The sequence below is a fragment of the Nakamurella lactea DSM 19367 genome (assembly GCF_000426645.1).
Classification (GTDB): domain Bacteria; phylum Actinomycetota; class Actinomycetes; order Mycobacteriales; family Nakamurellaceae; genus Nakamurella; species Nakamurella lactea.
This window is the reverse complement of record NZ_AUFT01000021.1, coordinates 1-22,692: the sequence shown is the minus strand read 5'-3', so window position 1 is coordinate 22,692 and position 22,692 is coordinate 1. Positions and strand designations below refer to the sequence as shown.

Sequence of the window (22,692 nt, the reverse complement as noted above, 5' to 3'; positions counted from 1 at the left end):
CGCTCCGGACACCCGGGTCAGGCGGGCCGGGCGCCGATCCGGGCGGCCGCGGCGGTCCCGGCGGCGACTCCGGCAGTCAGCGCGGCGTCCGGCGTCGCGCCGGCCAGCCAGTGCGCCAGCAGGCCGGCGTTGAAGGCGTCACCGGCGCCGGTCGCATCGACCCGGTGCACGGCGGGGGAGGGCACGGTCACCGGATCCGACCCAAATTTATGCCAGGTCGCACCGTCGCTGCCGTGCGTCACCACCACCGCCCGGACGTGTTCCAGCGCCGCCGGCACGCCGCCGACCGCGGCGATCTCGTGGTCGTTGGGCAACAGCAGATCGGTGTCGGTGATCCAGTCCAGGAAGGCCGCGGCGCCGACCGCTTCGATGTGCACAGCGGCCTGCGGATCCACCGAGGTGGTCCACCCGGCATCGCGCGCCCGTTGCAGCGCGGCCAGTCCGGCCGGCCGGGACCCGCTGTCCAGCAACACATATCCCGATACGTGCAGGTGCCGGCGCCCGGCGACCTCCGGGAGCACGATGTCGTCGGGGGACAGTGCCGCGTTGGCGCCGCGGTCGGCCAGCATGGTGCGTTCGCCCTGCTGGTCGACGATTGCGACGACGCAGCAGGTCGCCAGGTGCGGATCCACCGTGAACCGGCAGTCGATGCCGGCAGCGGTCAGCCCGGCGGCCGAGGTCTGCCCGGCGTGGTCGTCGCCGATCCTGGCGATCAGCGAGACGTCGACGTCCTGCACGGCAAGCCAGGCGGCGGTGTTGCCGCCGGCACCGCCGGGCCCGACGGTGATCGCCGCCCGCGCGTCGTGTCCGACGATCGGCTCGGCCAATTTGGCGGCCACGTCCAACCCGACGTCGCCGACCACGCAGATGTGCGGTCGGCTCACGCTGCGGCCAGAGCGGCGGCCACCTGACCGGCCAGCAGGGCGTTGCTGAGCACCAGATCGACGTTCACCCGCAGACTCTCGCCGTGCGTCGCGCTGTGGAAGTGTTCCAGCAACCGCGGGGTGACGTCCTTGCCGGACACGCCCTCGTCGTGCAGCAACTGCAGTCCGGCGGCCAACGTCCGGTCGTGCAGCTCCGGGTCGAGCTGCTGGTCCACCGGCAGCGGGTTGGCCAGCACGACGCCCGCGGTGTCGGTACCCAGCTCGCGGCGGGCCCTGACCACCGCGGCGGCCTGTTCCGGGGTTTCCACCCGCCAGGGCACCGCCTGCCCGGAATCGCTGAGGTAGAAGCCGGGGAAGTTGTCGGTGCGGTAGCCGATCACCGGCACCGACAGCGTCTCCAGGTACTCAAGGGTGCCGGGCACATCCAGGATCGACTTGACACCCGCACACACCACCAGCACCGGGGTGCGCGCGATCACCCCCAGGTCGGCGGACACGTCGAAGGTCTGGCCGGCGCCGCGGTGCACACCGCCGAGACCGCCGGTGGCGAACACGCCGATGCCGGCGGCGTTGGCCAGCGCCGAGGTGGAGGCCACCGTGGTCGCGCCGTTCACGCCGAGTGCGATTGCCGGTCCGAGGTCGCGGACCGACAACTTCACGATGTCGTCGGAGGAACACAACAGGTCCAGCTGGTCGCCGTCCAGGCCGATCCGGACCACCCCGTCCAGCAGCGCGATGGTGGCCGGCACCGCGCCGCCGTCGCGGACCCGCTGCTCGATCTCGTCGGCGATCCGCCGGTTGTCACCGCGCGGGAGTCCGTGAGCCAGGATGGTCGATTCGAGGGCGACGACCGGGCGGCCGGCGGCCACGGCGTCGGCGACTTCGGGGTGCAGTCGGAACACGGAAACTCCTTCGGAAGGGCGGTCTGACGCTCAGTCTGCCAGGGGCCGCCGCCGGGTCCGGTCGGCCGGATCGGGGCCTCCCGGGTAACCTCGGCGCCACGGTGCAGGCGCCGTCGCGACCGGCCCCTGAACGTGGCGGCGGTCGTCGGCGTAACACCGGTCGTCGGCGCGACACCAGATCGTCAGCGCAACACAAGGAGGCGTCATGCTCGTCCAGATTCTGGTCTTCGCTGCTTCGTTGGTGATCATGTCCGCTGTGGTGCTGCCAGGGCACCTACCGGCCAGGTCGACCGGCCACAGCGCCGACACCCACGGCGCCCACTCCGCCGCCGAGCCCGCGACCAAGGGCGGCCCGGGCGGCGCCATCTACAGCGTGGTGCTGGTAGTGATCCTGAGCCTGCTGGTCGCGGCCGGCTTCACGGCACTGTCGAACATGTGACCCCACCAGCCGGCCTTCCGACGACGGCGGGCGGTGGCATCATCGAGTCTGACCGCCATCCGACAGGGAGAACACCATGACCAGCCCGACCACCGAGGTGCTCGAGCAGCCGACGGACACCACGTCGGACGACACCCCGAAGCTGTTCCACTACGTGCGCAAGGCGAAGATCGCCGAATCCGCCGTGATGGGCAACCATGTCGTCGCACTCTGCGGCGAGACCTTCCCGGTGACCAAATCGGCCAAGCCCGGCTCGCCGGTCTGCCCCGACTGCGAACGCATCTTCAAGCAACTGCCCCCCGGCAAGGACTGACCTTCCGGCACCCCGGGCCCACCCTCGTCCCCGGGCTCACCCTCGTCCCCGGGCTCACCCTCGTCCCCGGGCTCAGCGTGTTCTGGCCGCGGCCGCCTCGGCGGCCGCGGCTTCCGCGTCATCGGCCTCCAGCCGCCGCCACTTGCGCAGCGTCCGCCGTGACTGTTTCGGCGGGTAGTACTCGAGCGTGGCGTTGTTGAACTGTGCGCCGATCACGATCGCCATCGAGATGAAGTAGTAGAACAACAGGAACGTGATCGGGGTGGCCAGCGCGCCGTACGTCAGCCCGTGGCTGTAGACGTAGCTCAGGTACAGCCGCAGGCCGAAGCTGGCCACCAGGAACACCAGCGCGGCGAGCAGCGCTCCGGGGAGCCCGCGCCGCCACGGATGTTTGTGCCTGGGGGCCACCTTGTAGAGGGTGGCCAGCAACAGGATCAACCCGACGGTCATCACCGGGTAGTAGAGCCAGTTGACGATGTCACCGACCTGGTCCCGCCAGTCCTGCGGGAAGAGATTCGTCAGCAACTCGGGTCCGATGGCCAGCAGCGGTAGCAGGAAGATGCCGCTGATCAGCGCGATCAGGTACAGCTCCAGTGCGAAGAACCGTTCGGCGACCGGGTGCCGGACCTCATGTTGGCCGTAGGCGATGGTGATCGACTCGACGAACGCCGACATCGCCGACGAGCCGGCCCACAGGCTGATCACCAGGCCGATCGACACTACGTCACCGCGCTGCTCGAACAGGATCTGGTTGACCGTGTCGCCGACCAGGCTGGTGGCCACTTCCTCGTTGAAGATGCCGTTGAGGAAGGTCATGATCTGCTCGTGGATCTGGCTGATGGTGTCCGCACCGAACCAGGGCGCCACATAGCTGACCAGGCCGAGCAGGGCCAGCAGCAGCGGGGCGGTCGACAGCGCACACCAGAACGCCGCCTGCGAACTCATCCCGAACAGCGAGTCGTCCCAGGCCTTGCTCAGCGTGCGCCCGGCGACCTTGCGCCAGCGCTGACCGGTGGAGCCACCGGGCAGCACCGGGACCGGTCCGGTGGTGCTGCGGTGCCAGGCGACCCGCCGGCCGGACTTGTCGTGGGCGAATCCCGGCCCCGCCGCGCCGGCCGGGTCGGTGTCCGGCGTCGGGATGGCCACCGTCGGGGCCGAAGGCGCGGCCAGTTCGTTCCGGCGCAGCGCCCTGGTGGGCGCATCCGCCGGAGAACCGGCGGGCCGGGCGCCGCCGGCGCCGACGCTCGAATCGGTGAGCGCGGACGCCGACGAGCGAGGCTGCGTCGACCGCCGCTCGGCCGGACCCGGGGTGCTCACCCCTACGAGGATGCCAACTCGCGGCGCAGTCCGGGTAATCGGACACTGCGCTGACGCCCAAGTTGTGATCCCGCATTCTCCGCATTCGTGCGCAGTTCGGTCATATCCGCAGATGGTCGATCCCACCCCGCTGGATGCGGGTTCGCACGAAAGAGGGACGGTGCGCCGCCGCTGGCGCGTCCGGCCGATGGCGTCGGTCGCCCCGGGTAGGGTCGCTCAGGTCCGGAAACCCTGGGCTGACGACCGGACCTGACGGCCGGGCGGGACCCAGCAGGACGAGGACAGCAGTCAGCGGGCAGCGCCGCCCGGGACACGACGAACGGAACGGGGGGTGAGCGGTGACAGCGGCGCCCGCAGCGTTCCTCGGCGACGGCCCGTCCGCCACCCGGTTGCGCCACTGGCAGCGCACCGCGCTGCAGGCCTACGAACAGGCCGGCCGCAAGGATTTCCTGGTCACCGCGACGCCCGGCGCCGGCAAGACCACGTTCGCGCTGGCGTTGGCCTGCCGGCTGATCGCCGCCCGCGTCATCGACCGGGTGGTGGTGGTCTGCCCGACCGATCACCTGCGCACCCAGTGGGCCGACGCGGCGGCCGGGGTCGGGCTGCGACTGGACCCGAACCTCAGTAACGCGCAGGGCCCGGTACCCGACGGCGCGCACGGCTACGTGACCACCTACGCCCAGGTGGCCGGCAAGCCGGCCATCCACGCCGGCCGGTCAAAGGCCCGCCGTTCGCTGGTCATCCTCGACGAGATCCACCACGCCGGCGACGGGCTGTCCTGGGGGGACGCGGTGGCCGAGGCGTTCGGCGACGTGCAGCGGCGGCTGTGCCTGACCGGCACGCCGTTCCGGACCTCGGCCGACGAGCGGATCCCGTTCGTCGACTACGAGATCGACGGCGACCTGGTGAAGTCCAAGGCCGACTTCGCCTACGGCTACACCAATGCGCTGGCCGACCACGTGGTCCGGCCGGTGGTGTTCGCCGCGTACACCGGCGTCTCACGGTGGCGCAACAGCGCCGGCGAGGTGATCGCGGCCTCGCTCAGCGACACCAGCACGAAGTCGGTGGAGGCGGCCGCCTGGAAGACCGCGCTGGATCCCAAGGGCGGCTGGGTGCCGCACGTGATCGCCGCGATGGACGAGCGGATCACCCACCTGCGCCGCTCCGGGGTACCGGACGCGGCCGGGCTGGTGCTGGCCAGCGATCAGGACGATGCCCGTGCCTACGCCCAGGTGGTCCGCAAGATCACCGGCCGCAAGCCGGTGCTGGTGCTGTCCGACGATCCGAAGGCGTCGAAGGCGATCGAGGCCTTCCGCGACTCGAACGAGCGGATCGCGGTCTGCGTCCGGATGATCTCCGAGGGCGTCGACATCCCGCGGGCCGCCTGTCTGGCCTGGATGACCAGCTACCGCACCCCGCTGTTCTTCGCCCAGGCCGTCGGCCGGGTGGTCAGGGCCAGGTCCCGGCAGGAGACGGCGACGGTCTTCCTGCCGGCGGTCCGGCCGTTGCTGGCGCTGGCCGCCGAGATGGAGACCGACCGCAATTACGTGATCGCGCCGCCGCCGAAGGCGCCGGCCGACGACGACCTGGCCGATCCGCTGGATCTGCAGGTCGACGAGGGCGACGAGGCCGACGCGGTGCCGGACCGCGAGTCGCTGGACAGCGAGGCGACCTTCGCGCACGTGCTGCACTCGGGGCGGGCGGTGACGGCCGAGCCGGTGCTGGACCTCACCGAGGACGACGAGGAGTTCCTCGGCCTGCCCGGGATGCTGACGCCGGAGCAGATGGCCTCGCTGTTGGCCCGGCGGGACAAGGACCTGCGCAAGCGGGTGGACGAGGCGTCCCGGCGCCCGGACTCCGATGACGAGCCGGCCGGGTTCGGCTCACGTCGGGTCAGGGGTGCCGGGCGCGGTACGGAGACCGGCGGGGCTGACGGCGCGGCCGGTTCCGATCGTGGTTACGTGACGTCGGCGGCCGGCTGGCGGGCGGCCGCGGACCTGCGGCGTGAGGTGAACCAGCTGGTCGGCCGGGTGGCGGCGCGGACCGGGTCGCCGCACGCGAAGGTGCACGCTCAGCTGCGGCGGGCGGTCCCCGGCCCGGCGTCGGCCGCCGCTGACGTCGAGGTGTTGAGTCGCCGGCGGGATCATCTGCTCGGCTTGCTGTAGCCGCCGCGAGTCGACCATGGTGCTGGTGGGCGTCACCAGTAAACCTTCCAGATGTCTTTGTAGGCATTGCCTTTCGTGTCGTAGAAGGTCACGGTGTCTCCCGTGCGCAGGTGGTCGACGAAGGCGTAGAAGGCCTGGAACGCGGTGCCGGGTAGCGGAGTCAGTGCGAACTCGGTCGTGGACCCACCAGCCTTGGGCCGGTACACGATGCGTGAAGTGGTGCCGTTCGGCACTGCGCTGAACAGGACGCCGGTTCCGCTGGGCAGGCGCTGAGTGGCGAAGTCCGTGGGGTTGACGACGTATTGCTTCGCCAGATCGTCGCGGCACGCGCGAACCGGCTCCCAGGGTGTGCCCGACGGCGGGTTGAACTCCATCACCAGGCACTGATCGCCGCCGCTGCTGCGCGGCTCGGAGTAGATCCGGAACGGCACCCCGTCGATCGTCTTCTGCGCCGTGGTCGCGTGCTTCTCACCGGCAAGGTCGGAGGGAAAGCCGGTTGGCCACGGCTCGTACTCGAAGGTGTCGCCGTTCGATGCCGTCAGTGTCAGCCGGTCGCCGGACAGCGTCCAGTGCAGCTGAGCTTTGTGCCCCAGCATCCGGTTGTAAGCGTCGCGCAACGGTGTCGCGGGGCAGCCGACATCCGTCGACCAGAGGTCGCCGGAGATGGTGAGCGACTCCTTGTCCACCGAGGCCGGCCCACCAATCGAGTTGCAGCCGTCGTTGGCCTCGACCTGGCCCTTCGCGAACTGCATGGTGTAACTGCCGAACACCGCACTGCCCGGGTGCTGCGGCGAGCGGTACGTGGTGCCGTCGACAACGGCGCGGACCAGCAACCAGGTGGTGCCCTCGACGGCCGTTCGACCGGTCGCCGGCGCGCTCGTGACGGTCGGGCTACCGGGCGAACTCGTTACGGCCGGTGGCCTGCTCGGTGGGCTGGACACGGTTGATGGGCTGGACCCGGGCGGTGAGCTGCTGGGAGAGACCGCCGAGGCGCCGACAGTGCTGGCTGTGTCCCGCGCCCCACCACCCGCGGGGTCCGTACCGGTGGCGCAGGCTGCCAGCACGACGGCGAGCGTCGCCGCCAGCGCCGCGCAGCGACGTGCGGTCCTCGGCCCCGATGGCCTTGATCCGAACCGGGCCATGTCGCCATCCTCCGTCGTGACCGGCGGGCGCGGCTCGCCCTGACTACCCGCTGGACGGCAGCGCGGTGCCGGGAGGTTGCTGGGCCGTCGCGATCGCGTTCATCTGGCGTTCGTCGGGTGCTACTACGGGGTTGCCAGTGCCTTGATCGCGCCGATCAGGCAGACGATGCCGGAGACGGCGAACAGGTACCAGCCGATCTGGGCATTGGACAGCATCGGGCCGAGCCCGCCGGCGGCCTGCCGGCTGCGCAGCACCCACCAGACGGCACCGCCGATCGAGACCACCGAGACCAGCAGCGCCACCGCGCCGAACGGCTGGTGGTCGATCGGGGTGAACATCGCCAGGCCGAGCAGGATGCAGGCGCCGCCGGCGATCGCCACGGCCAGCACGGAGTACAGCGCGATGCTGTCGGCGACCGACAGCTGCTGGCTGCTGCCGATGACCAACTTGTCCCAGCCCGTCAGCGAGCCGTACTTGGGCAGTTTCTCGACTGCGGGGCTCCACGGCAGCAGCAACTCCAGGACGCCGGCCAGCCCGCCGAGGATCAGCATGAACCCGGCGAAATAGTCCGGTGCCACCGCAAGGCGGGGGCGCGGGGGAGCCATCATCGTCACCTGCACGTCACCCGAAAGTGTGTCCGGACCATCGGGTCATCATCCCGTATCGGCCTGCCCGCGCGCGGCCGGATTCCCAACTCCCGGGAAATACGCCAGGGCGGCCCGGCGCAATGCCGGGCCGCCCTGGGCGGGTGCTGCTGTGTCTCAGTTCTCCCGTGTGTCGTGCAGTTGTGCTTCCAGCTCTTCGAGGCGGGTGGAGTGCTGGCGGGCATGGTGGCCGCAGAACAACAGTTCACCGCCGGCGGGGAGGATGGCTCGCACGACAGCTGCGGCACCGCAGCGATCGCATCGGTCCGCTGCAGTCAGCGCCACGGGGGTGCTCAGCGTTGCGTTCATGACGTCCTCCCATCGATCGTTCCGCCCCTATGGGGCGGACCTTCCGGATACCTTCACCTGGTGTGACGCTTCCGGTACGGCATCTGTTCCCGTGTCGGTCCCACCTGTGACCGGAGATTCACCGAACGGTGACCTGCGGCCGCGGATGTCGGCCCGGGGCTGGACGTCGTTCCTTCATGCTGCCATTGACGAACGAGTTTTCCCCGCCGGACGGCCCGTGTACGCCAACGGCGAAACGACACGCCGGGTCCCGTCGGCAACAGCGGTGACCGCGGTCACCGAACGCCGTAGAGTCGGTCACGGACGATCTGCTTCCGGATTCGGGTCGCGACGGCGGGAGGTGGCGCCATGGGATCGACCATCGGGTGGGGCGAACCGGACCGGTCAGAGACCAGCCCGACGGCCCGTGCGTTGCTCACCCTCGAACTGATCCAGAACCGGCCGGGCATCACCGCGGACGCGATCGCGGACCGGCTCGGCGTGACCGCGCGGGCGGCCCGGCGGTACGTCGCCATCCTGCGGGAGGCCGATATCCCGATTCATTCGGTCACCGGCCCGGCCGGCGGTTACCGGCCAGGTCGCGGGCTGCGGCCGCCGCCGCTGATGTTCGGCCCGGCCGAGGCGCTCGGGCTGGTGATGGCGGTACTGGACGGCCATCACGACGCCGGCGACCCGGACGACCCGGTCGGCAGGGCGCTCGGCAAGTTGCTGCACGCGCTTCCGGAAGCCGTTGCCGCGCAAGCCGAATCCGTGCGATTGGCGACTGCACCGGCGCCGGACCGGTCCGCCGTCAGACCCGATCCCGACATCACCGCCACCCTCGTCCGGGCCCGCTCCGACCACCGGCTGGTGCGGGTGGACTACCGGTCCGAGTCGGGAAAAGAGTGGGAGTTCGAGGCCGAGCCGTGGGCGGTGGTGGTCCGGCACGGCCGCTGGTATCTGCTCTGTCGGTCGCTGACGGCGGATGCTGTCCGCGCCTACCGGGTCGACCGGGTGCGCAGCGCCGAAGCGCTGGATCGCACCTTCACCCCGCCGGCCGGGCTGGACCCGGTGGCCACCCTGGAAGAGCACCTCGGTTCCGGGTGGGAGTACCAGGCCGAGGTGGAGATCGATGCCCCGCTGGAGCGCTGCGGCCGGCTTCTGCCGCGCACCCTCGGGCAGTTGTCGGCCGTCGACGAGAACACCACGCGACTGGTCGGCAGCACCAGCGACCCGTACTGGTACGCCGAACAACTGACGGTGCTTCCGGTGAGCTACCGGATCCGCGGCGGCAACGAGATCCGGCACTGTGCCCGCACTGTGGCGCAACGGATGCTCGCCGCCCTCGATCGGGACTGACACTGCACCAGGACTGACACTGCACCAGGACTGACACTGCAATACGACTGACACCGCAATCGGTGACACTTCATCGGGACTGAGTTGCCCGCGGCCGGGTGTCACCGGCCTCACATCCGCACCGGGACCTTCGGCCCTGGGCGGCAACGGATCTGCCCCGCAGGCTGATGACGTCCGGTACACCGCGCGGCAGGTGCGGGCCGACCGAGCGGAGGATCCGATGGATGTGCTGAGCCTTGCCCGTTGGCAGTTCGGCGTCACGACCGTCTATCACTATCTGTTCATCCCGATCAGCATCGGCCTTGCCCTCTATGTGGCCATCGTCGAGACCGCCTGGGTGCGCACCCGCAATCCGGTGTATCTGCGGTCGGCGAAGTTCTTCTCCTCGCTGCTGTTGATCAACTTCGCCATCGGGGTGGTCACCGGCATCGTCCAGGAGTTCCAGTTCGGGATGAACTGGTCCAGCTATTCCCGGTTCGTCGGCGACGTGTTCGGCGCGCCGCTGGCGATGGAGTCGTTGCTGGCCTTCTTCATCGAGTCGACCTTCCTCGGGCTGTGGATCTTCGGCTGGGACAAACTCTCGCCGCGGCTGCACTGCGCGTGTATGTGGATGGTCGCCTTCGGCACCACGGCCAGCGCCTACTTCATCCTGGCGGCCAATTCGTTCATGCAGCACCCGGTGGGCATCGAGATCGATGCCGCCACCGGCCGGCCCCGGTTGGTCGACATCGGTGCAGTGCTCTTCCAGCCGCTGCAGCTGATCACCTTCTCGCACGTGATCACGGCCTGCTGGTTGACCGGCGCGGTGGTGGTGGTCGGCGTCAGCTCCAATTTCATGGCCAAGCGCCGCTCGACGGAAGTGTTCCGGCCGGCGCTGCGGTTCGGGCTGTGGGCACTGCTGATCAGCTCGATCGCGGTGATCGTCACCGGCGACCTGCAGGGCAAGATCATGACCGAGGTACAGCCGATGAAAATGGCTGCGGCGGAGGCACTCTACGACACCACGGACAGTGCGTCATTCTCGCTGATCACCATCGGAACCCTGGACGGGCACCACGAGACCTGGTCGATCCGGGTGCCCGGCGTCACCTCGTACATGGCCACCGGAACCTTCGACGGCACCGTCGAGGGCGTCAACGACGTGCAGCGTGAGTACGAGCAACGATTCGGACCGGGCGACTACCGGCCGAACATCCCGGTGACCTACTGGACCTTCCGATTGATGATGGGCGCCGGATTCATCCTGGCGCTGGTCTCGGTGGTCGGGCTCTGGCTCACCCGCCGCGGTCGAAACCCGGTGTCGCCGTGGGTGTGGCGGCTGGCGATGTGGTCGGTGGCCGGCGCCTTCGTCGGCAACACCGCCGGCTGGGTGTTCACCGAGATGGGACGTCAACCCTGGACCGTTGTCGGGCTCTACAAGACCCAGGATTCGGTGTCGCCGACCGTCACTGCCGGCACCGTCCTCACCTCGCTGATCGTGCTCACCGTGTTGTACGGCGTGCTGGTGGTGATCGAGACCCGGTTGATCTTCCGGACGATCCGCAAGGGGCCGCCGGAGGAGGCGGCCGTGCTGGCCATGCTCGGTCGGAAGAATCCCTTGCGCACCAACACCTTGCCCGACCGCGGGGATGACGGCACCCCCGCGGGTGGCGCCGGGCGCGGTGACGCGGAGCCCGACCGCGATGACGACGTGTTGACCTTCGCCTACTGAGGACGGCAGAACAATGACGCTCAACGACCTGTGGTTCCTGCTGATCGCGGTGCTCTGGGCGGGGTACTTCGTGCTGGAGGGATTCGACTTCGGGGTCGGCATCCTGCTCCGCCCGGTCGGCCGCGACGAGCGCGGCCGGCGGGTGCTGCTGAATACCATCGGCCCGGTCTGGGACGGCAACGAGGTGTGGGTGATCACGGCAGCCGGCGCCACCTTCGCCGCCTTCCCGCAGTGGTACGCGACGTTGTTCTCCGGCGGGTACCTGCCGCTGCTTCTGATCCTGGTCTGTCTGATCGTCCGCGGACTTGCCTTCGAGTACCGGGGCAAGGGCAGCACGGCGCAGTGGCGGCGGAACTGGGACATCGCCATCACGGTCTGCTCGTTCGTCCCGGCGCTGCTGTGGGGGGTGGTGTTCGGCTCCATCGTGCACGGGGTGCCGCTGCGCGCCGATCACGAATTCGTCGGCACCGTCGGCGATTTCCTGTCGCCGTTCGCGTTGCTGGTCGGTCTGCTGACGCTGAGCCTGTTCGTCTTCCACGGCGCTGTGTTCCTCTCGTTGAAGACCACCGACGAGGTCAGGGCCAGGGCTCGGCGGATCGCCACCGGCGCCGGGGTTTTCGCCACCGTCGCGTACCTGGTCGCGGTGATCTGGATGCAGCAGATCCGCGGTGGTGTCTCGGGTCTGCAGTTCGGCGCCACCTCGTTGGTCGTCGGGCTGGCCGGTGGTGTCGCGGTCGCGGTGGCTCTCGTGCTGACCCGAGTGGGCCGCGACGGCTGGGCATTCGTGTCCAGTGCCGTCGGCGTACTGGCACTGGTCGGCTCGATCTTTACCGTGCTGTTCCCGCTGGTGATGCCCTCGACCGGTGACCCGGCCGGAACGCTGGACATCCACAACGCCGCCTCCAGCCCGTACACGCTGACCGTGATGAGCTGGGTCGCCCTGGCGCTGGTGCCGTTCGTCATCGGTTACCAGGCCTGGTCCTACTGGGTGTTCCGCAAGCGCATCTCCACCCGGCAGATCCCGCTGCCCCGGAGCGGGGCCCACGCCGAGCGCCAGCCGGCTGGGGAGGTTGTCCCGGAGGCGCGTAGCGGGGTTGTCCCGGGGGCGCGTAGCGGGGTTGTCCCGGGGGCGCGTAGCGGGGTTGTCCCGGGACCGGGTAGCGGGGTTGTCCCGGGGGCGCGTGGCGGGGTTGTCCCGGGACCGGTGGATCGTGAAACCCCTTGACCCGGCGCTGATCCGCCGGGTCGGGTCGGTTCGCAGACTTCTGGTGACATCGACGGTGCTGCGGATACTGGGCACCCTCGCCCTGGTCGTGCAGGCGGTCGCGATCGCCAGGATCCTGGCCGGGGCGATCGATCCCGCGGACGGCAAATTCGCCTTTCCGACAACGGATCTGGTGTTGCTGGCGACCGCCGTGCTTGCCCGCACTGCGGTCGGCGCGCTGACCGAGCGGGTTGCCGGCCGGGCCGCCGGCGCTGCGATCGGCCAGCTGCGGATGCAGGTGCTGACCGCGGTCGCCCGCCGGCCGAGCCGGACCCGGGCCGGCAGTTCGACGGCGGAGCTACAGCCCTTGTTGACCCGTGGTCTGGACGGCCTGCACGCCTATCTCGGCAGCTACCTGCCTGCGCTGGTGCAGGCGGCCATCGTGCCGGCCGCGGTTGTTGTCGTCCTGCTGGCGGTGGATCCGCTGAGCGCGCTGATCGTCGGGGTTACCCTGCCGCTGGTGCCGTTGTTCATGTCGCTGATCGGCTGGTACACCCAGACCGCGACGCGGGATTCGTTGCTGACGGTGCAACGGCTGGCGGGCCGGTTCGCCGATGTCGTCGCCGGCCTGCCGGCGCTGGTGGTCTTCGGCCGGGTCCGGGCGCAGGCCCGATCGGTGGGTGCGGCCGCCGAGGAACATCGGGTGGCGACCGCGCGCACCCTACGGGTGGCCTTCCTCTCGTCGATGGTGCTGGAACTCGTCGCGACTCTGTCGGTAGCGCTGGTCGCGGTGACCTGCGGCATCCGCCTGGTCGGCGGCGGCATGCCGATCCAGACGGCGCTGATCGTGCTGCTGCTGGCGCCGGAGGCGTACCTGCCGCTGCGCGCGGTCGGAGCAGGGTTCCACGCCGCAGCCGACGGCGCCGCCGCGGTCGAGCAGTCACTGTCGATCATCGACGAGCCGGGCCGAAAGATCGGCACTCGCACCGATTCCGCCGCCGTCCCCGGCTTGCGGATCGAGGGGGCCGGGCTCGACTTCGCTGACGGCCGCCGGCTGACGGTCGGCAGCCACCAGTTCCCCGCCGGGCAGATCACCGTGGTCTCCGGGCCGAGCGGTAGCGGCAAGTCGACCCTGCTGAACCTGTTGGCGGGGCAGGACAGCGCCGATCGTGGTCGGGTGCTGGTGGACGTTGCCGACCGGGGCGCTGTCGACCTGCGCGATGTGGACCTGCGGCACTGGCGCAGCAGGATCGGATGGCTCGGCCAGCGGGTGGCGCTGCGACCCGGCACGCTGCGGGAGAATCTGACCGCAGGCCGGGCCGTCACCCCCGCGCTGATGGACCGGGTGGTCACGGCCAGCTGCCTGGGTCAGGTGCTGGCAGAGCTCCCGGACGGGATGGACACCGTGGTCGGTCCCGGTGCCCGGGACCTGTCCACCGGGCAGCGGCGCCGGGTCGGGCTGGCCAGGGCATTGCTTGCCGACGCACCGGTCTTGCTGCTCGACGAGCCCACCGAGGGGTTGGATGAAGCGACCGAACACACCGTGCTGCAGGGCATCCGACCGCTCCTCGCCGGCCGGACCGTGGTGGTCACCACCCACCGACCGGCGGTGCTGGAGTTGGCCGACCGACGGATCGTCCTGGCCGGCGACCAGAACGACCAGCGAGAGCCGGACGATCGGGAGCTGGTGTTGGCGTGAACGTCAGGGTGTTCTGGCAACTGGTCCGCCCGTGGCGGAGGCAGCTGATCGTCGCACTGGCCGCCGCGGTCGGGGCCGCCGTGTGCGCCGTCGCGCTGACCACCACCGCTGCCTGGCTGATCGCCACCGCTGCCGGCCGGGTCCCGGTGCTGACGCTGATGGTGGCCATCGTCGCGGTGCGCGCCTGCGGGATCGGCCGCGGTGTGCTGCGCTACGTCGAACGGTTGGCCGGGCACGACGCGGTCCTGCGGATGTTCGGGACGATCCGGGAGCGGGCCGTGACCGGGCTGGCGGCGCGGCTGGGCCGCGGCGAGGTTCGGCTGGGGGATGCGGACGCATTGGCCAGGGTGACCTCGGACGTCGACGACCTGCAGGATGCGGTGCTGCGTGGCGTCCTGCCGTACCTGTCCGCACTGGTGGTGGCGGTCGGCGCGAGCGCAGTGGCGATCGCGGTGCTGCCGTCGGCCGGTCTGGCCCTCGCCGTGCTGCTGCTGGCGGCCGTGCTGCTGGTGCCCGCGGCCGGGGGCAGGCGCGCAGCAGAGCGGGAACGCGCCGCCGTAGCGGCCCGGGCGGATCGGGACCGGCGGATCGGCGACATCCTGGATGGTGTCGACGATCTGGTGGTGGCAGGAGGGTGGGAGCCGGCGCTGCGGGACCTGGCGGGAGCAGATCTGGCCGAACGCGGCCAGCGTGACCGGCGGGCTTCGGCGGCCGGTTGGGCGGTAGCCGTTGCGGTGCTGACGACGGGGATCGCCGGGGTGCTCGCCGCGGCCTGGGGCACCGTCGCGGTCGACGCCCGAGCGCTGGACCCGGTGCTGCTCGCGGTCCTGGTGCTGCTGCCGCTGGCACTGACCGATCTGGTCGCCGAGGCGGGGGAGTGCGGCGGTGCGATCGGCCGGACCGCGGCCGCCGGGACCAGAGTGTTGGAGCTGCTCGACGCGACCGGGCCCGATCCGCAGGAGGAGTCCCTGGCTGACGAGAAACCCGCTGTGGCACCGACGATCCGCTTGCATCGGGTGTCGGCCCGCTGGCCCGGCGCCGATCGGGACGCGATCAGCGACCTGAACCTGGAACTGCGGCCGGGTAGCAGGGTGGCCGTCGTCGGCCCGTCCGGATCGGGAAAGTCGACGCTGGTCGCGGTGCTGCTCGGCCTGCTCCCGGTCAGATCGGGAACCATCACCGTTGACGGTCGTGACGTCACCGGTGACCAGCAGACCCTGCGGGACATGATGTCCTGGCTACCGGCCGAGCCGCACCTGTTCGATTCGACCATCGACCGCAACGTCCGCCTGGGACGTCCCGACGCCGACCGGGATCAGCTGCACAAGGCCCGCGATGCCGCCGGCCTCGGCGACTGGATCGACCGGCTGCCGGACGGCGACCGGACCAGGGTAGGGCCGCGGGCGTTGGCGGTGTCCGGCGGAGAACGTCAGCGGATCGCGCTGGCCCGTGCGTTGCTGGCCGACCGACCGGTGCTGCTGGCCGATGAGCCGGCCGCACACCTGGACGGCGCGACCGCGGACGCCGTCACCGCTGCGGTGCTGGCTGCCGACCCTTCCCGAGCCGTGTTGCTGGTCACTCACCGCGAGCAGGATCTCCCGGCCGTCGACTCTGTGCTGCGACTGAGCGGCGGCCGGTGACCGCTGCTCTGTACACCGACAGTGCCTACTGCGCACGCTCTCGGTGCATTTCGGCGGGAGGCTCGTCAGCCGGCGAGCATGCTGACCCGGCCGCCGGTGGCCTCGGCCACCGCTATGTAGGCGGCGGCCTGGGCCCGGCGACGTAACCCGAGTTTGGCCAGCACCACCGTCACCGTGTTCTTCACGGTCTTCTCGGCGATGCCGAGCCGGAACCCGATCTCCCTGTTGGTCAGGCCGAGTCCGATCTCGTGCAGCACCTGCTGTTCGCGGGGGGTGAGCCGGGTGATGAGCGCTGTGGTCATGACTCGAGCATATTCGACAAGTTGTAGAACTTCTACGTTTGGTAGAATCGTCTCGACAGGAAGCGAAAGGGTGCAGATGACAGGTCGTGGGGAACTTGAGCGTGCCGTTGTCGAGGTGCTGTGGGACAGCGGAACGCCGATGACCGCGCGTGCGGTGACCGATCAGCTGATCGATCGTGACCTTGCTCTCACCACCGTGCTGACGGTGCTGGGCCGGCTGGAGACCAAGGGTCTGGTCGAGCGATCCAGGGACGGCCGGGCCCATCTGTACCGCGCGGTCTCGGACCGTGCCGGACACACAGCCGAACTGATGCGTCAGGTGCTGGAGACCGCGGGCGACCGGCAGGATGCGCTGGCCAGGTTCGTCGATACCGTCTCGGATGACGATCTGGCTGCCCTGCGCCGCGCTCTCGACGACCACTGACCTTCCGTCCGCGACCGGACCAGCCGCCGGCACCGGCCGCTCGCCCGGACCGTTGACGGTTCGGGCAAGCTGGGGCCGTGTCCGTGCTCGCCGCCCCCGTGCTGGCCGGCGGCCTTGCCGTCGTCGGCGTGGTCGCTGCCGTCCCCGGCAGCGCCTGGCTGGCCCGCGCCCGCTGGCCCGAACGCAGCCCGATGGTCTCGTTGGCCCTGTGGCAGGCACTCTGTCTGTGTGCCGGGCTGTCGCTGACCGGCGCCGCGCTGGTGCTGGCCGTCGAGCCGCTCGACGACCACTTGCCGGGTGCGTTGATCACCTTGCTGCGCAACACCTTCCGCGGACAACCACTGCTCGGTCTGACGCCCTGGCGGATCGCGCTGCTGGCCGTCGCGGTGATCTTCGCCGCGGCCCTGTTGGTGATCCTGATCCGCTGCTTCGTGCTGGCGCTGCTGCGGCGGCGCTCACACCGCGAACTACTCGACCTGTTGACCGCCCCCGGCGGTCCCGTCGGCGCCCGGGGAGACGACGCCGAGCTGTCGGTGCCGGCCGGCGTCCGGGTGGTCGACCACCACGTGCCGGTTGCCTACAGCGTGCCCGGCTGGCACACCCGGCTGGTGCTGACCGCCGGCCTGGTCGACCTGCTCACCCCGCCGCAGCTGGCGGCTGTCGTCGCCCACGAACGGGCCCACCTGCAATCGCACCACGATCTGCTGCTGCTGCCGTTCCAGGCCTGGTCGGTGGCGCTGGGTCGACTGCCCGGAGTCGACGCGGCGCGCCGCGCGGTGGCCGCGCTCGCGGAGATGCAGGCCGACGATGCGGCGGCCCGGCAGGTCGGTGCCGATACCGTCGCTGCGGCGCTGGCCGCGGTGGTGCTGGCCGACCGGACGCAACCCGGACTGCCGATGCCGACCGACGTGCCGGAGGTGGGCGGCACCGCGGTGGTGCGCCGGGTCCGCCGGCTCACCCACCCGCAGTCGATGTCGGCACCGGCGGTGATCGGGGTCTGGGCATGGGCGATCGCGCTGCTGGCGGTGCCGACGGTCGCGCTGTTCCTCGGTTGGTCGTGAGGCAGAGTGCGAGCGCGATAAGCTCCCACTGCTGATGGTCCGTGGCGGGAATGCGCCGCCGCGGGACAACAGGGAATCCGGTGTGAATCCGGAACTGCCCCGCAGCGGTGACCGGGAACGAAGGTCGTCAACAGCACTGGGCCACGGGCCTGGGAAGCGACGATCAGTAGGAACCGGCGGGTGAGAGCCCGCCGTCGCCCGGGAGTCCGAAGACCTGCCATCGGTGCGTCGCGCCAACCGGCCGGCGCTCGTTCGGGGCCGCGAGGGACGGCCGTGGGCGATCGGCCGTCGGCCGGGGCCTGCAGGATCCGGACCCTCCCGTCGGTCGATCTGGAGTCGTCATGTCCCGAATGTTCCGCCCGTCCCGCCGCGTGACGCGGGCCGCGTTCGCGGCCGGCCCGCTGGTCGCCGCGTTGCTGCTCAGCGGCTGTGCCGGCGACGACGGCGGATCGGCCGCCGGAGCTGCGAGCTCGTCGTCGGTCGCGGGCTCCGGGTCGGTTGCGGAGTCCGGGTCCACCTCGGTAGCGGCATCGTCGGTGGAAGGCACCTCGGGTCCGTCGGCATCGACCACGGTCACGGCCAACGGCGGGTCGAGTGCCGGATCGGCCGCGCCGGCACCGGGCACGCCGTCGGGCGTCTCAGCCGTGCCGGTACTGGATGCCAAGGGCTGCATCACGAAGTTCGACGCGAACACCGACTACTACCCGGACAAGCAGGAGCTGGAGTTCGCCAAGAATTTCAGCATCTCCTACCACCGGTCGTACCAGGTGGTCACGGTCTCCCAGCCGGGCAGCCCGGCCGAGAACTACGTCCTGGTCCACTGCGGTGCCGACGCGCCGAAGTTGACCGGTGACCTGGCCAAGGCGCAGGTTGTCACCACGCCCGTCAGCTCGCTGTACTCCGCCTCCACCACCCACCTGCCGGCGCTGGTCGAGCTGGACCAGCTCGACGTGCTGACCGGGGTGGCGTCCGCAGCGTTCGTCTCCGAGCAGCCGGTGCTCGACCACATCGCGAAGGCGAAGGTGGTCGACTTCGCGCCGACCGGCACCACCGACGCCGAGAAGGTACTCAAGGGCAAGCCGCAGGTGCTGGTCGGCGGCGGCTTCCCGGACGCCTCCGACGGCAAGCTCGAGGCGGCCGGCATCCCGGTACTGCAGGACTACGACTTCGCCGAGGGCACGCCGCTGGGCCGGGCCGAGTGGCTCAAGTTCTTCGCCGCGCTCACCGGCACCGAGGCAAAGGCGGCGGTGAAGTTCGACAAGATCGCCGCCGACTACGCCGCCACCGCAAAGCTGGTGGCCGGCGCCGACAAGGTGCAGATCGTGCCGGGCCAGCCGTACCAGGGAACCTGGTACGTACCGGGCGGAAAGAGCTGGAACGCCAAGCTGTTCGCCGATGCCGGCGGCACCACTGCCTGGGCTGACGACACCACCGCGGCGTCCGTGCAGACCACCTTCGAGGCCGTCTATGCCAAGGCCGCCAAGGCGCCGGTCTGGCTGGCCAGCACGACCTGGACCAGCGAGCAGGACGCGCTGGCCGAGGAACCGCGGTTCAGCAAGTTCGCCGCGTTCGCCACGCACAACGTGTGGAACCCGGTGAAGGACGTGACCGCCGCCGGCGGCAACCCCTACTACGAAACCGGCGCCGCCAGGCCTGATCTGGTGCTGGCCGACGTCGCGGCCATCCTGCACCCGGACAAGTTCCCGGGTCATGATTTCAGCTTCTACCTGAAGTTGAAGTAGCGGTCCGACGCCAGTGAGAATGCAGTGAACCGACCGGCGGTGGTGTTGACCGCCGCGGTCCCGGTGCTGCTGGTGACCTTCATCCTGGCCCTCTCGGTGGGATCGGAACCGGTCTCGCTCGACTCGGTGTGGCATTGGCTGACCGGCCGTGGCGCCGGTGACGACGCCGTACTGCTGGTCGACTTCCACCTGCCCAGAGCGCTGACGGCGATCGCCGCCGGCGCCGGTCTGGCGGTGGTCGGCCTGCTGATGCAGACCCTGTTCGCGAACCCGCTGGCCGACCCGTACATCCTTGGGGTCTCGTCGGGAGCGAGCCTCGGGGTCGCCGTTTCGGTGCTCGGGACCGGTAGCGCCGCAGTGAGTTTCACCGCGACGTTCGGTGCGCTGGGTCGCTGGGGCACGGTCGCTGCCGCCGGGATCGGGGCGTTGCTGGTACTCGGGCTCGTCCTGCTGGCCGGACGTTGGGTGCGAACGGTGGTGTCGCTGTTGGTGATCGGTGTGATGGTCGGCTCAGCGGTCGGCGCGCTGGTCTCGCTGCTGCTGGCGTTCGCCGACCCGGCCAGGGTGCAGAAGTTCGTGCTCTGGAGCCTTGGCTCGGTGGATGGCACCTACCTCGGCGACATGGTGGTGCTGCTGCCGATGGTCGCGGTCGGGTTGATCGCCGCCGTGTCGATCGCCCCGTCGCTCAATGCGCTGCTGCTGGGCGAGCGGTACGCCGCGTCGATGGGCGTGCACGTCCGGCGGATCCGGGTGGTGGCGATCATCGCGACCGCGTTGGTCTGCGGTGTGGTGACGGCCTTCTGCGGTCCGATCGCGTTCCTCGGGATCGCGGTGCCGCACCTGGCCAGGGTGCTGATCGGCCGGGCCGACCACCGCTACCTGATCCCGGCCTGTGCGGTGCTCGGGGCGATCGTCTGTCTGCTCTGCGCGGTGGTCGCCACCCTGCCAGGTGCGGACGGCGTGCTGCCGCTGAACGTGGTGACCGCGGTGATCGGCGCCCCGGTGGTGGTGATCGTGCTGCTGCGCAGCCGAGCGCTGGCGGCCGGTCAATGAGCGGGCACGCAGTGCGGGAACAGGGCCAGTCACTGCGGCTGGCCGGGCTGTCCGTCGGTTACCGCAAACGACCTGTCCTGCAACCGGTGACGGAATCGGCCGAGCCGGGGCGGGTGACGGTGTTGTTGGGCCCCAACGGGTCCGGCAAGTCCACCCTGTTGCGGACGGTCGCCGGACTGCAGCCCCCGCTGGCCGGTCAGATCCATCTCGGTGACGACGACCTGTTGGCCATGGACCCGCGGGCCAGGGCGCGGCAGCTGGCGGTGGTGCTCACCGACCGGTTCGAGGTCGGCCTGCTGCGTGGCGGGGATGTCGTGGCGCTGGGTCGTCATCCCTACCTCGGGATGGGCGGATCGCTGCGACCGGCCGACCGAGCCGCAGTGGCTGCGGCCTTGGCCGCCGTGCACGCCGAGGAACTGGCCGATCGCCTGCTGGCCGAGATGAGTGACGGTCAGCGGCAACGGATCCTGATCGCCAGGGCGCTGGCACAGGAGCCGCGGCTGTTGTTGTTGGACGAGCCGAGTGCCTTCCTGGACGCGCCCAGCCGGATCGAACTGCTCGCCGTGCTGCGCCGGATCGCCGAGCAGCGCGGCATCCCGATCCTGGTGTCCACCCATGACGTGGAGGCGGCGATCAGGGCCGGCCAGGACGGTTGGGTGATCGACCAGGGCAGGATGCGGTCGGGGACGGTGGAGATGTTGGCGCGCACCGTGATCGGCGATGCCTTCGACACCCCGGCGGTCCGCTTCGACGCCGCGGACTCCACCTTCCGGCTGCGCTGAACTACTTGAACAGGTTGGTCTCGCCGGCGTCCATCTGGATCTGCAGGTCCGGCCCGATCACCGGACGGCGCTCGGACTTCGGCTGCGAGTACTGCTCGAGCGAGTCGATCACGATGCCGGAATCGGTGACCAGGATGATGCCTGGCACGCAGCTGTAGATCAGATCGTTATCGTCGGCGTTCGGCGCGTCGATCTGCACGGTGGTGCCGCGGCCGTTGTCGATCGTCATCGTCACCTGGTAGCGGCGGAAGGAGCCGGTGCCGTTCGACTGGGCCGAGTAGGCGACCGGCACAATCGCCTGGATACCCGCGTGCGGCCGGATCTCGATCCGCTCCACGGCCATCGGCGCCCCCTGCGGCATTCCCTGCGCCGCCATCGCCTTCTTCTCCTTGCGGGAGATCCGCGGCTGGCCGGCCCGGCCGACGTCACCGAGGTGCCGTACCGCCCCGTCGGATGAGGTGAGACTGAACTGCTTGTTCTCGTGGGTGCCGAACGCCGACACGGTCTCGGTGCGGCCGTCGCGGTAGCGGATCAGCGCATAGACGTCGTAGTCGGTGGCTGCCGGCCAGGTGACCGACGCGACGATCAGCTCGGAGCCGTCGATCGAGACCCGCTGGCCCTTGGTCAGGTTGATCGCGCCGGATCTCTTGCCCAGATCCACCTTTCCGCCCGGTGGCGGCAGATTCGGTGCCGGCGCCCCGGTCGGTGGCGGCAGTGGCGCAGCAGCTCCCGAGGGCGGTGGCAGCGGTGCGGCGGCCCCGGTGGGCGGGGGCAGGTTGACCGGCGCCCCGGTCGGCGCGGGCGCAGCCGCAGGTGCGGAAAGCGGCGGGACGGGCGGCGGGGCAGCAGCCGCCGGCGCATCGTCGACGCTGACACCCAACTCGGTGGCCATCGCCGACAAGCCGCCCGACCAGCCGGCCGAGACGTTGCGGACCTTCCAGCCGTCACCCCGGCGGTAGATCTCGACCAGCACCGCGGCGCGTTCGCTGGTCAGTCCGGCGACCGGGGCGGAGGTCGACCCGCCGGCCGATACGGTGACCGCCAGGCCGGCGATTCCGGCGAGTGATCCGGTGACGGAGTCGTCGAGGGCGACCGCAACGGCCAGCACCGCGATGTCGGCCGGCACCGCCGACAACTCGGCCGAGATCCGGTCCGGCCCGGTCAACCGGACCGCGCCTTCAGGGGACGTCGGCTGGTTGAAGAACACGAAATCCGCATCCGAGCGGACCCGGTGGGCATCGGTCAGCTGGAAGATCATCAGGTCGACCGAGCCCTGCGCCGCCCCGCTGACGGACAGCTCGACGGAAGTGGTCTCGAGAGGGGCGTTGCCGCCCTTGGCCAGTTCGCTCACTGGTGCACCATCCTTAGGTCAGTGATTTCAGATGGATTGCTGATGCGCCCGAGGTGCCGCCAGTTCATCGCCGAGCTTGCTCGACACGGTTGATGTCCATCATGAGATCTGCGAGGACTGGTGGTTACCCGGGACGTGCGGACCGTCGACAGGGCTGAGCGCCAACGCCAACACTGGCTGCGAGCGCCGATCAGTGAGCGAACCGGCAGCCACGTTCCGGAACCACTGGCATACGAGGGCGCCTCCCCACTGGTACTAGCAGCGAGGAG

The 22,692-nt window shown here is 70.3% G+C and carries 21 protein-coding genes and 1 riboswitch; of the genes, 13 read left to right on the top strand and 8 right to left on the bottom strand.

The window, feature by feature from the left end:
* Positions 1 to 17: 17 nt before the first annotated feature.
* On the bottom strand, positions 18 to 884 hold the full coding sequence (locus K340_RS0119005; protein ID WP_029137872.1) for a carbohydrate kinase family protein: 867 nt from the start codon (positions 882 to 884) through the stop codon (positions 18 to 20).
* Positions 881 to 1,786, bottom strand: a complete 906-nt coding sequence (locus tag K340_RS0119000; protein WP_029137871.1) for a pseudouridine-5'-phosphate glycosidase — start codon at positions 1,784 to 1,786, stop codon at positions 881 to 883. The genes K340_RS0119005 and K340_RS0119000 overlap by 4 nt, the downstream gene beginning before the upstream one ends.
* Before the next feature lie 205 nt (positions 1,787 to 1,991).
* Here K340_RS0119000 and K340_RS0118995 point away from each other — a divergent pair, with 205 nt between their 5' ends.
* On the top strand, positions 1,992 to 2,225 hold the full coding sequence (locus K340_RS0118995) for a hypothetical protein (protein WP_029137870.1): 234 nt from the start codon (positions 1,992 to 1,994) through the stop codon (positions 2,223 to 2,225).
* A gap of 76 nt (positions 2,226 to 2,301) precedes the next feature.
* Positions 2,302 to 2,538 (top strand): DUF3039 domain-containing protein, encoded by a 237-nt coding sequence (locus K340_RS0118990; RefSeq protein ID WP_029137869.1) that lies wholly within the window; start codon positions 2,302 to 2,304, stop codon positions 2,536 to 2,538.
* 72 nt (positions 2,539 to 2,610) lie between these two features.
* Here the strand turns inward: K340_RS0118990 and K340_RS31505 are convergent, their stop codons facing one another.
* Positions 2,611 to 3,855, bottom strand: a complete 1,245-nt coding sequence (locus tag K340_RS31505) for a YihY/virulence factor BrkB family protein (protein WP_245599632.1) — start codon at positions 3,853 to 3,855, stop codon at positions 2,611 to 2,613.
* Between the two features lie 338 nt (positions 3,856 to 4,193).
* Between K340_RS31505 and K340_RS0118980 the strand changes: the two genes are divergently transcribed.
* Complete coding sequence (locus tag K340_RS0118980; protein ID WP_029137868.1) at positions 4,194 to 6,020, top strand: DEAD/DEAH box helicase; 1,827 nt, start codon at positions 4,194 to 4,196, stop codon at positions 6,018 to 6,020.
* A 32-nt stretch (positions 6,021 to 6,052) separates the two neighbouring features.
* On the opposite strand, the gene K340_RS34535 is transcribed toward K340_RS0118980, so the two are convergent.
* The 3 genes from K340_RS34535 to K340_RS0118960 form a co-directional block, all read right to left on the bottom strand.
* A complete protein-coding gene (locus K340_RS34535) occupies positions 6,053 to 6,961 on the bottom strand; it encodes an META domain-containing protein (protein WP_161632140.1) in 909 nt (302 codons plus the stop codon).
* A gap of 324 nt (positions 6,962 to 7,285) precedes the next feature.
* Positions 7,286 to 7,768, bottom strand: a complete 483-nt coding sequence (locus K340_RS0118965) for a hypothetical protein (RefSeq protein ID WP_154674358.1) — start codon at positions 7,766 to 7,768, stop codon at positions 7,286 to 7,288.
* Positions 7,769 to 7,924: 156 nt separating this feature from the next.
* Positions 7,925 to 8,116, bottom strand: a complete 192-nt coding sequence (locus tag K340_RS0118960; RefSeq protein ID WP_029137864.1) for a DUF7455 domain-containing protein — start codon at positions 8,114 to 8,116, stop codon at positions 7,925 to 7,927.
* Positions 8,117 to 8,464: 348 nt separating this feature from the next.
* Between K340_RS0118960 and K340_RS0118955 the strand changes: the two genes are divergently transcribed.
* The 5 genes from K340_RS0118955 (at position 8,465) to cydC (ending at position 15,708) form a co-directional block, all read left to right on the top strand.
* On the top strand, positions 8,465 to 9,454 hold the full coding sequence (locus K340_RS0118955; protein ID WP_051266876.1) for a helix-turn-helix transcriptional regulator: 990 nt from the start codon (positions 8,465 to 8,467) through the stop codon (positions 9,452 to 9,454).
* Between the two features lie 220 nt (positions 9,455 to 9,674).
* Positions 9,675 to 11,165 (top strand): cytochrome ubiquinol oxidase subunit I, encoded by a 1,491-nt coding sequence (locus K340_RS31495; RefSeq protein ID WP_084614668.1) that lies wholly within the window; start codon positions 9,675 to 9,677, stop codon positions 11,163 to 11,165.
* A 13-nt stretch (positions 11,166 to 11,178) separates the two neighbouring features.
* Positions 11,179 to 12,390 carry a cytochrome d ubiquinol oxidase subunit II gene (gene cydB, locus K340_RS31490; RefSeq protein ID WP_084614659.1) on the top strand — a complete coding sequence of 404 codons (1,212 nt, stop codon included), beginning with the start codon at positions 11,179 to 11,181 and terminating at the stop codon, positions 12,388 to 12,390.
* Positions 12,377 to 14,068: a thiol reductant ABC exporter subunit CydD gene (gene cydD, locus K340_RS31485; protein ID WP_161632139.1), complete on the top strand. Its 1,692-nt coding sequence runs from the start codon at positions 12,377 to 12,379 to the stop codon at positions 14,066 to 14,068. Before cydB ends, cydD begins: the two co-directional genes overlap by 14 nt.
* On the top strand, positions 14,065 to 15,708 hold the full coding sequence (gene cydC / locus K340_RS31480) for a thiol reductant ABC exporter subunit CydC (protein WP_037365709.1): 1,644 nt from the start codon (positions 14,065 to 14,067) through the stop codon (positions 15,706 to 15,708). The genes cydD and cydC overlap by 4 nt, the downstream gene beginning before the upstream one ends.
* 65 nt (positions 15,709 to 15,773) lie before the next feature.
* Here the strand turns inward: cydC and K340_RS0118930 are convergent, their stop codons facing one another.
* On the bottom strand, positions 15,774 to 16,010 hold the full coding sequence (locus K340_RS0118930) for a response regulator transcription factor (protein WP_029137862.1): 237 nt from the start codon (positions 16,008 to 16,010) through the stop codon (positions 15,774 to 15,776).
* 76 nt (positions 16,011 to 16,086) lie between these two features.
* On the opposite strand from K340_RS0118930, the gene K340_RS0118925 reads away from it, so the two are divergent.
* From K340_RS0118925 to K340_RS0118905, 5 genes are all read left to right on the top strand, one after another.
* Positions 16,087 to 16,434 carry a BlaI/MecI/CopY family transcriptional regulator gene (locus tag K340_RS0118925; RefSeq protein ID WP_029137861.1) on the top strand — a complete coding sequence of 116 codons (348 nt, stop codon included), beginning with the start codon at positions 16,087 to 16,089 and terminating at the stop codon, positions 16,432 to 16,434.
* Between the two features lie 77 nt (positions 16,435 to 16,511).
* Complete coding sequence (locus K340_RS0118920; protein ID WP_051266872.1) at positions 16,512 to 17,495, top strand: M56 family metallopeptidase; 984 nt, start codon at positions 16,512 to 16,514, stop codon at positions 17,493 to 17,495.
* 18 nt (positions 17,496 to 17,513) lie between these two features.
* Positions 17,514 to 17,731, top strand: a riboswitch (cobalamin riboswitch).
* Between the two features lie 105 nt (positions 17,732 to 17,836).
* The gene (locus K340_RS31475; RefSeq protein ID WP_245599630.1) at positions 17,837 to 19,237 is read left to right on the top strand and encodes an ABC transporter substrate-binding protein; all 1,401 of its coding nucleotides are present in this window, start codon (positions 17,837 to 17,839) and stop codon (positions 19,235 to 19,237) included.
* A gap of 24 nt (positions 19,238 to 19,261) precedes the next feature.
* Positions 19,262 to 20,290, top strand: coding sequence for a FecCD family ABC transporter permease (locus K340_RS0118910; RefSeq protein ID WP_029137859.1), 1,029 nt, complete (start codon positions 19,262 to 19,264; stop codon positions 20,288 to 20,290).
* Positions 20,287 to 21,072, top strand: a complete 786-nt coding sequence (locus K340_RS0118905) for an ABC transporter ATP-binding protein (RefSeq protein WP_029137858.1) — start codon at positions 20,287 to 20,289, stop codon at positions 21,070 to 21,072. The genes K340_RS0118910 and K340_RS0118905 overlap by 4 nt, the downstream gene beginning before the upstream one ends.
* A 1-nt stretch (position 21,073) precedes the next feature.
* Here the strand turns inward: K340_RS0118905 and K340_RS34530 are convergent, their stop codons facing one another.
* Complete coding sequence (locus K340_RS34530) at positions 21,074 to 22,423, bottom strand: TerD family protein (protein WP_051266870.1); 1,350 nt, start codon at positions 22,421 to 22,423, stop codon at positions 21,074 to 21,076.
* Between the last annotated feature and the right edge of the window lie 269 nt (positions 22,424 to 22,692).

Excerpts from the sequence above, each read along its gene's own strand:
- K340_RS0118995 (WP_029137870.1), top strand. The coding sequence starts at position 1,992 with ATGCTCGTCCAGATTCTGGTCTTCGCTGCTTCGTTGGTGATCATGTCC.
- K340_RS0118990 (WP_029137869.1), top strand. The coding sequence starts at position 2,302 with ATGACCAGCCCGACCACCGAGGTGCTCGAGCAGCCGACGGACACCACG.
- K340_RS0118965 (WP_154674358.1), bottom strand. The coding sequence starts at position 7,768 with ATGGCTCCCCCGCGCCCCCGCCTTGCGGTGGCACCGGACTATTTCGCC.
- K340_RS0118960 (WP_029137864.1), bottom strand. The coding sequence starts at position 8,116 with ATGAACGCAACGCTGAGCACCCCCGTGGCGCTGACTGCAGCGGACCGA.
- K340_RS0118955 (WP_051266876.1), top strand. The coding sequence starts at position 8,465 with ATGGGATCGACCATCGGGTGGGGCGAACCGGACCGGTCAGAGACCAGC.
- K340_RS31495 (WP_084614668.1), top strand. The coding sequence starts at position 9,675 with ATGGATGTGCTGAGCCTTGCCCGTTGGCAGTTCGGCGTCACGACCGTC.
- cydB (WP_084614659.1), top strand. The coding sequence starts at position 11,179 with ATGACGCTCAACGACCTGTGGTTCCTGCTGATCGCGGTGCTCTGGGCG.
- K340_RS0118930 (WP_029137862.1), bottom strand. The coding sequence starts at position 16,010 with ATGACCACAGCGCTCATCACCCGGCTCACCCCCCGCGAACAGCAGGTG.
- K340_RS0118925 (WP_029137861.1), top strand. The coding sequence starts at position 16,087 with ATGACAGGTCGTGGGGAACTTGAGCGTGCCGTTGTCGAGGTGCTGTGG.
- K340_RS31475 (WP_245599630.1), top strand. The coding sequence starts at position 17,837 with ATGTCCCGAATGTTCCGCCCGTCCCGCCGCGTGACGCGGGCCGCGTTC.
- K340_RS0118905 (WP_029137858.1), top strand. The coding sequence starts at position 20,287 with ATGAGCGGGCACGCAGTGCGGGAACAGGGCCAGTCACTGCGGCTGGCC.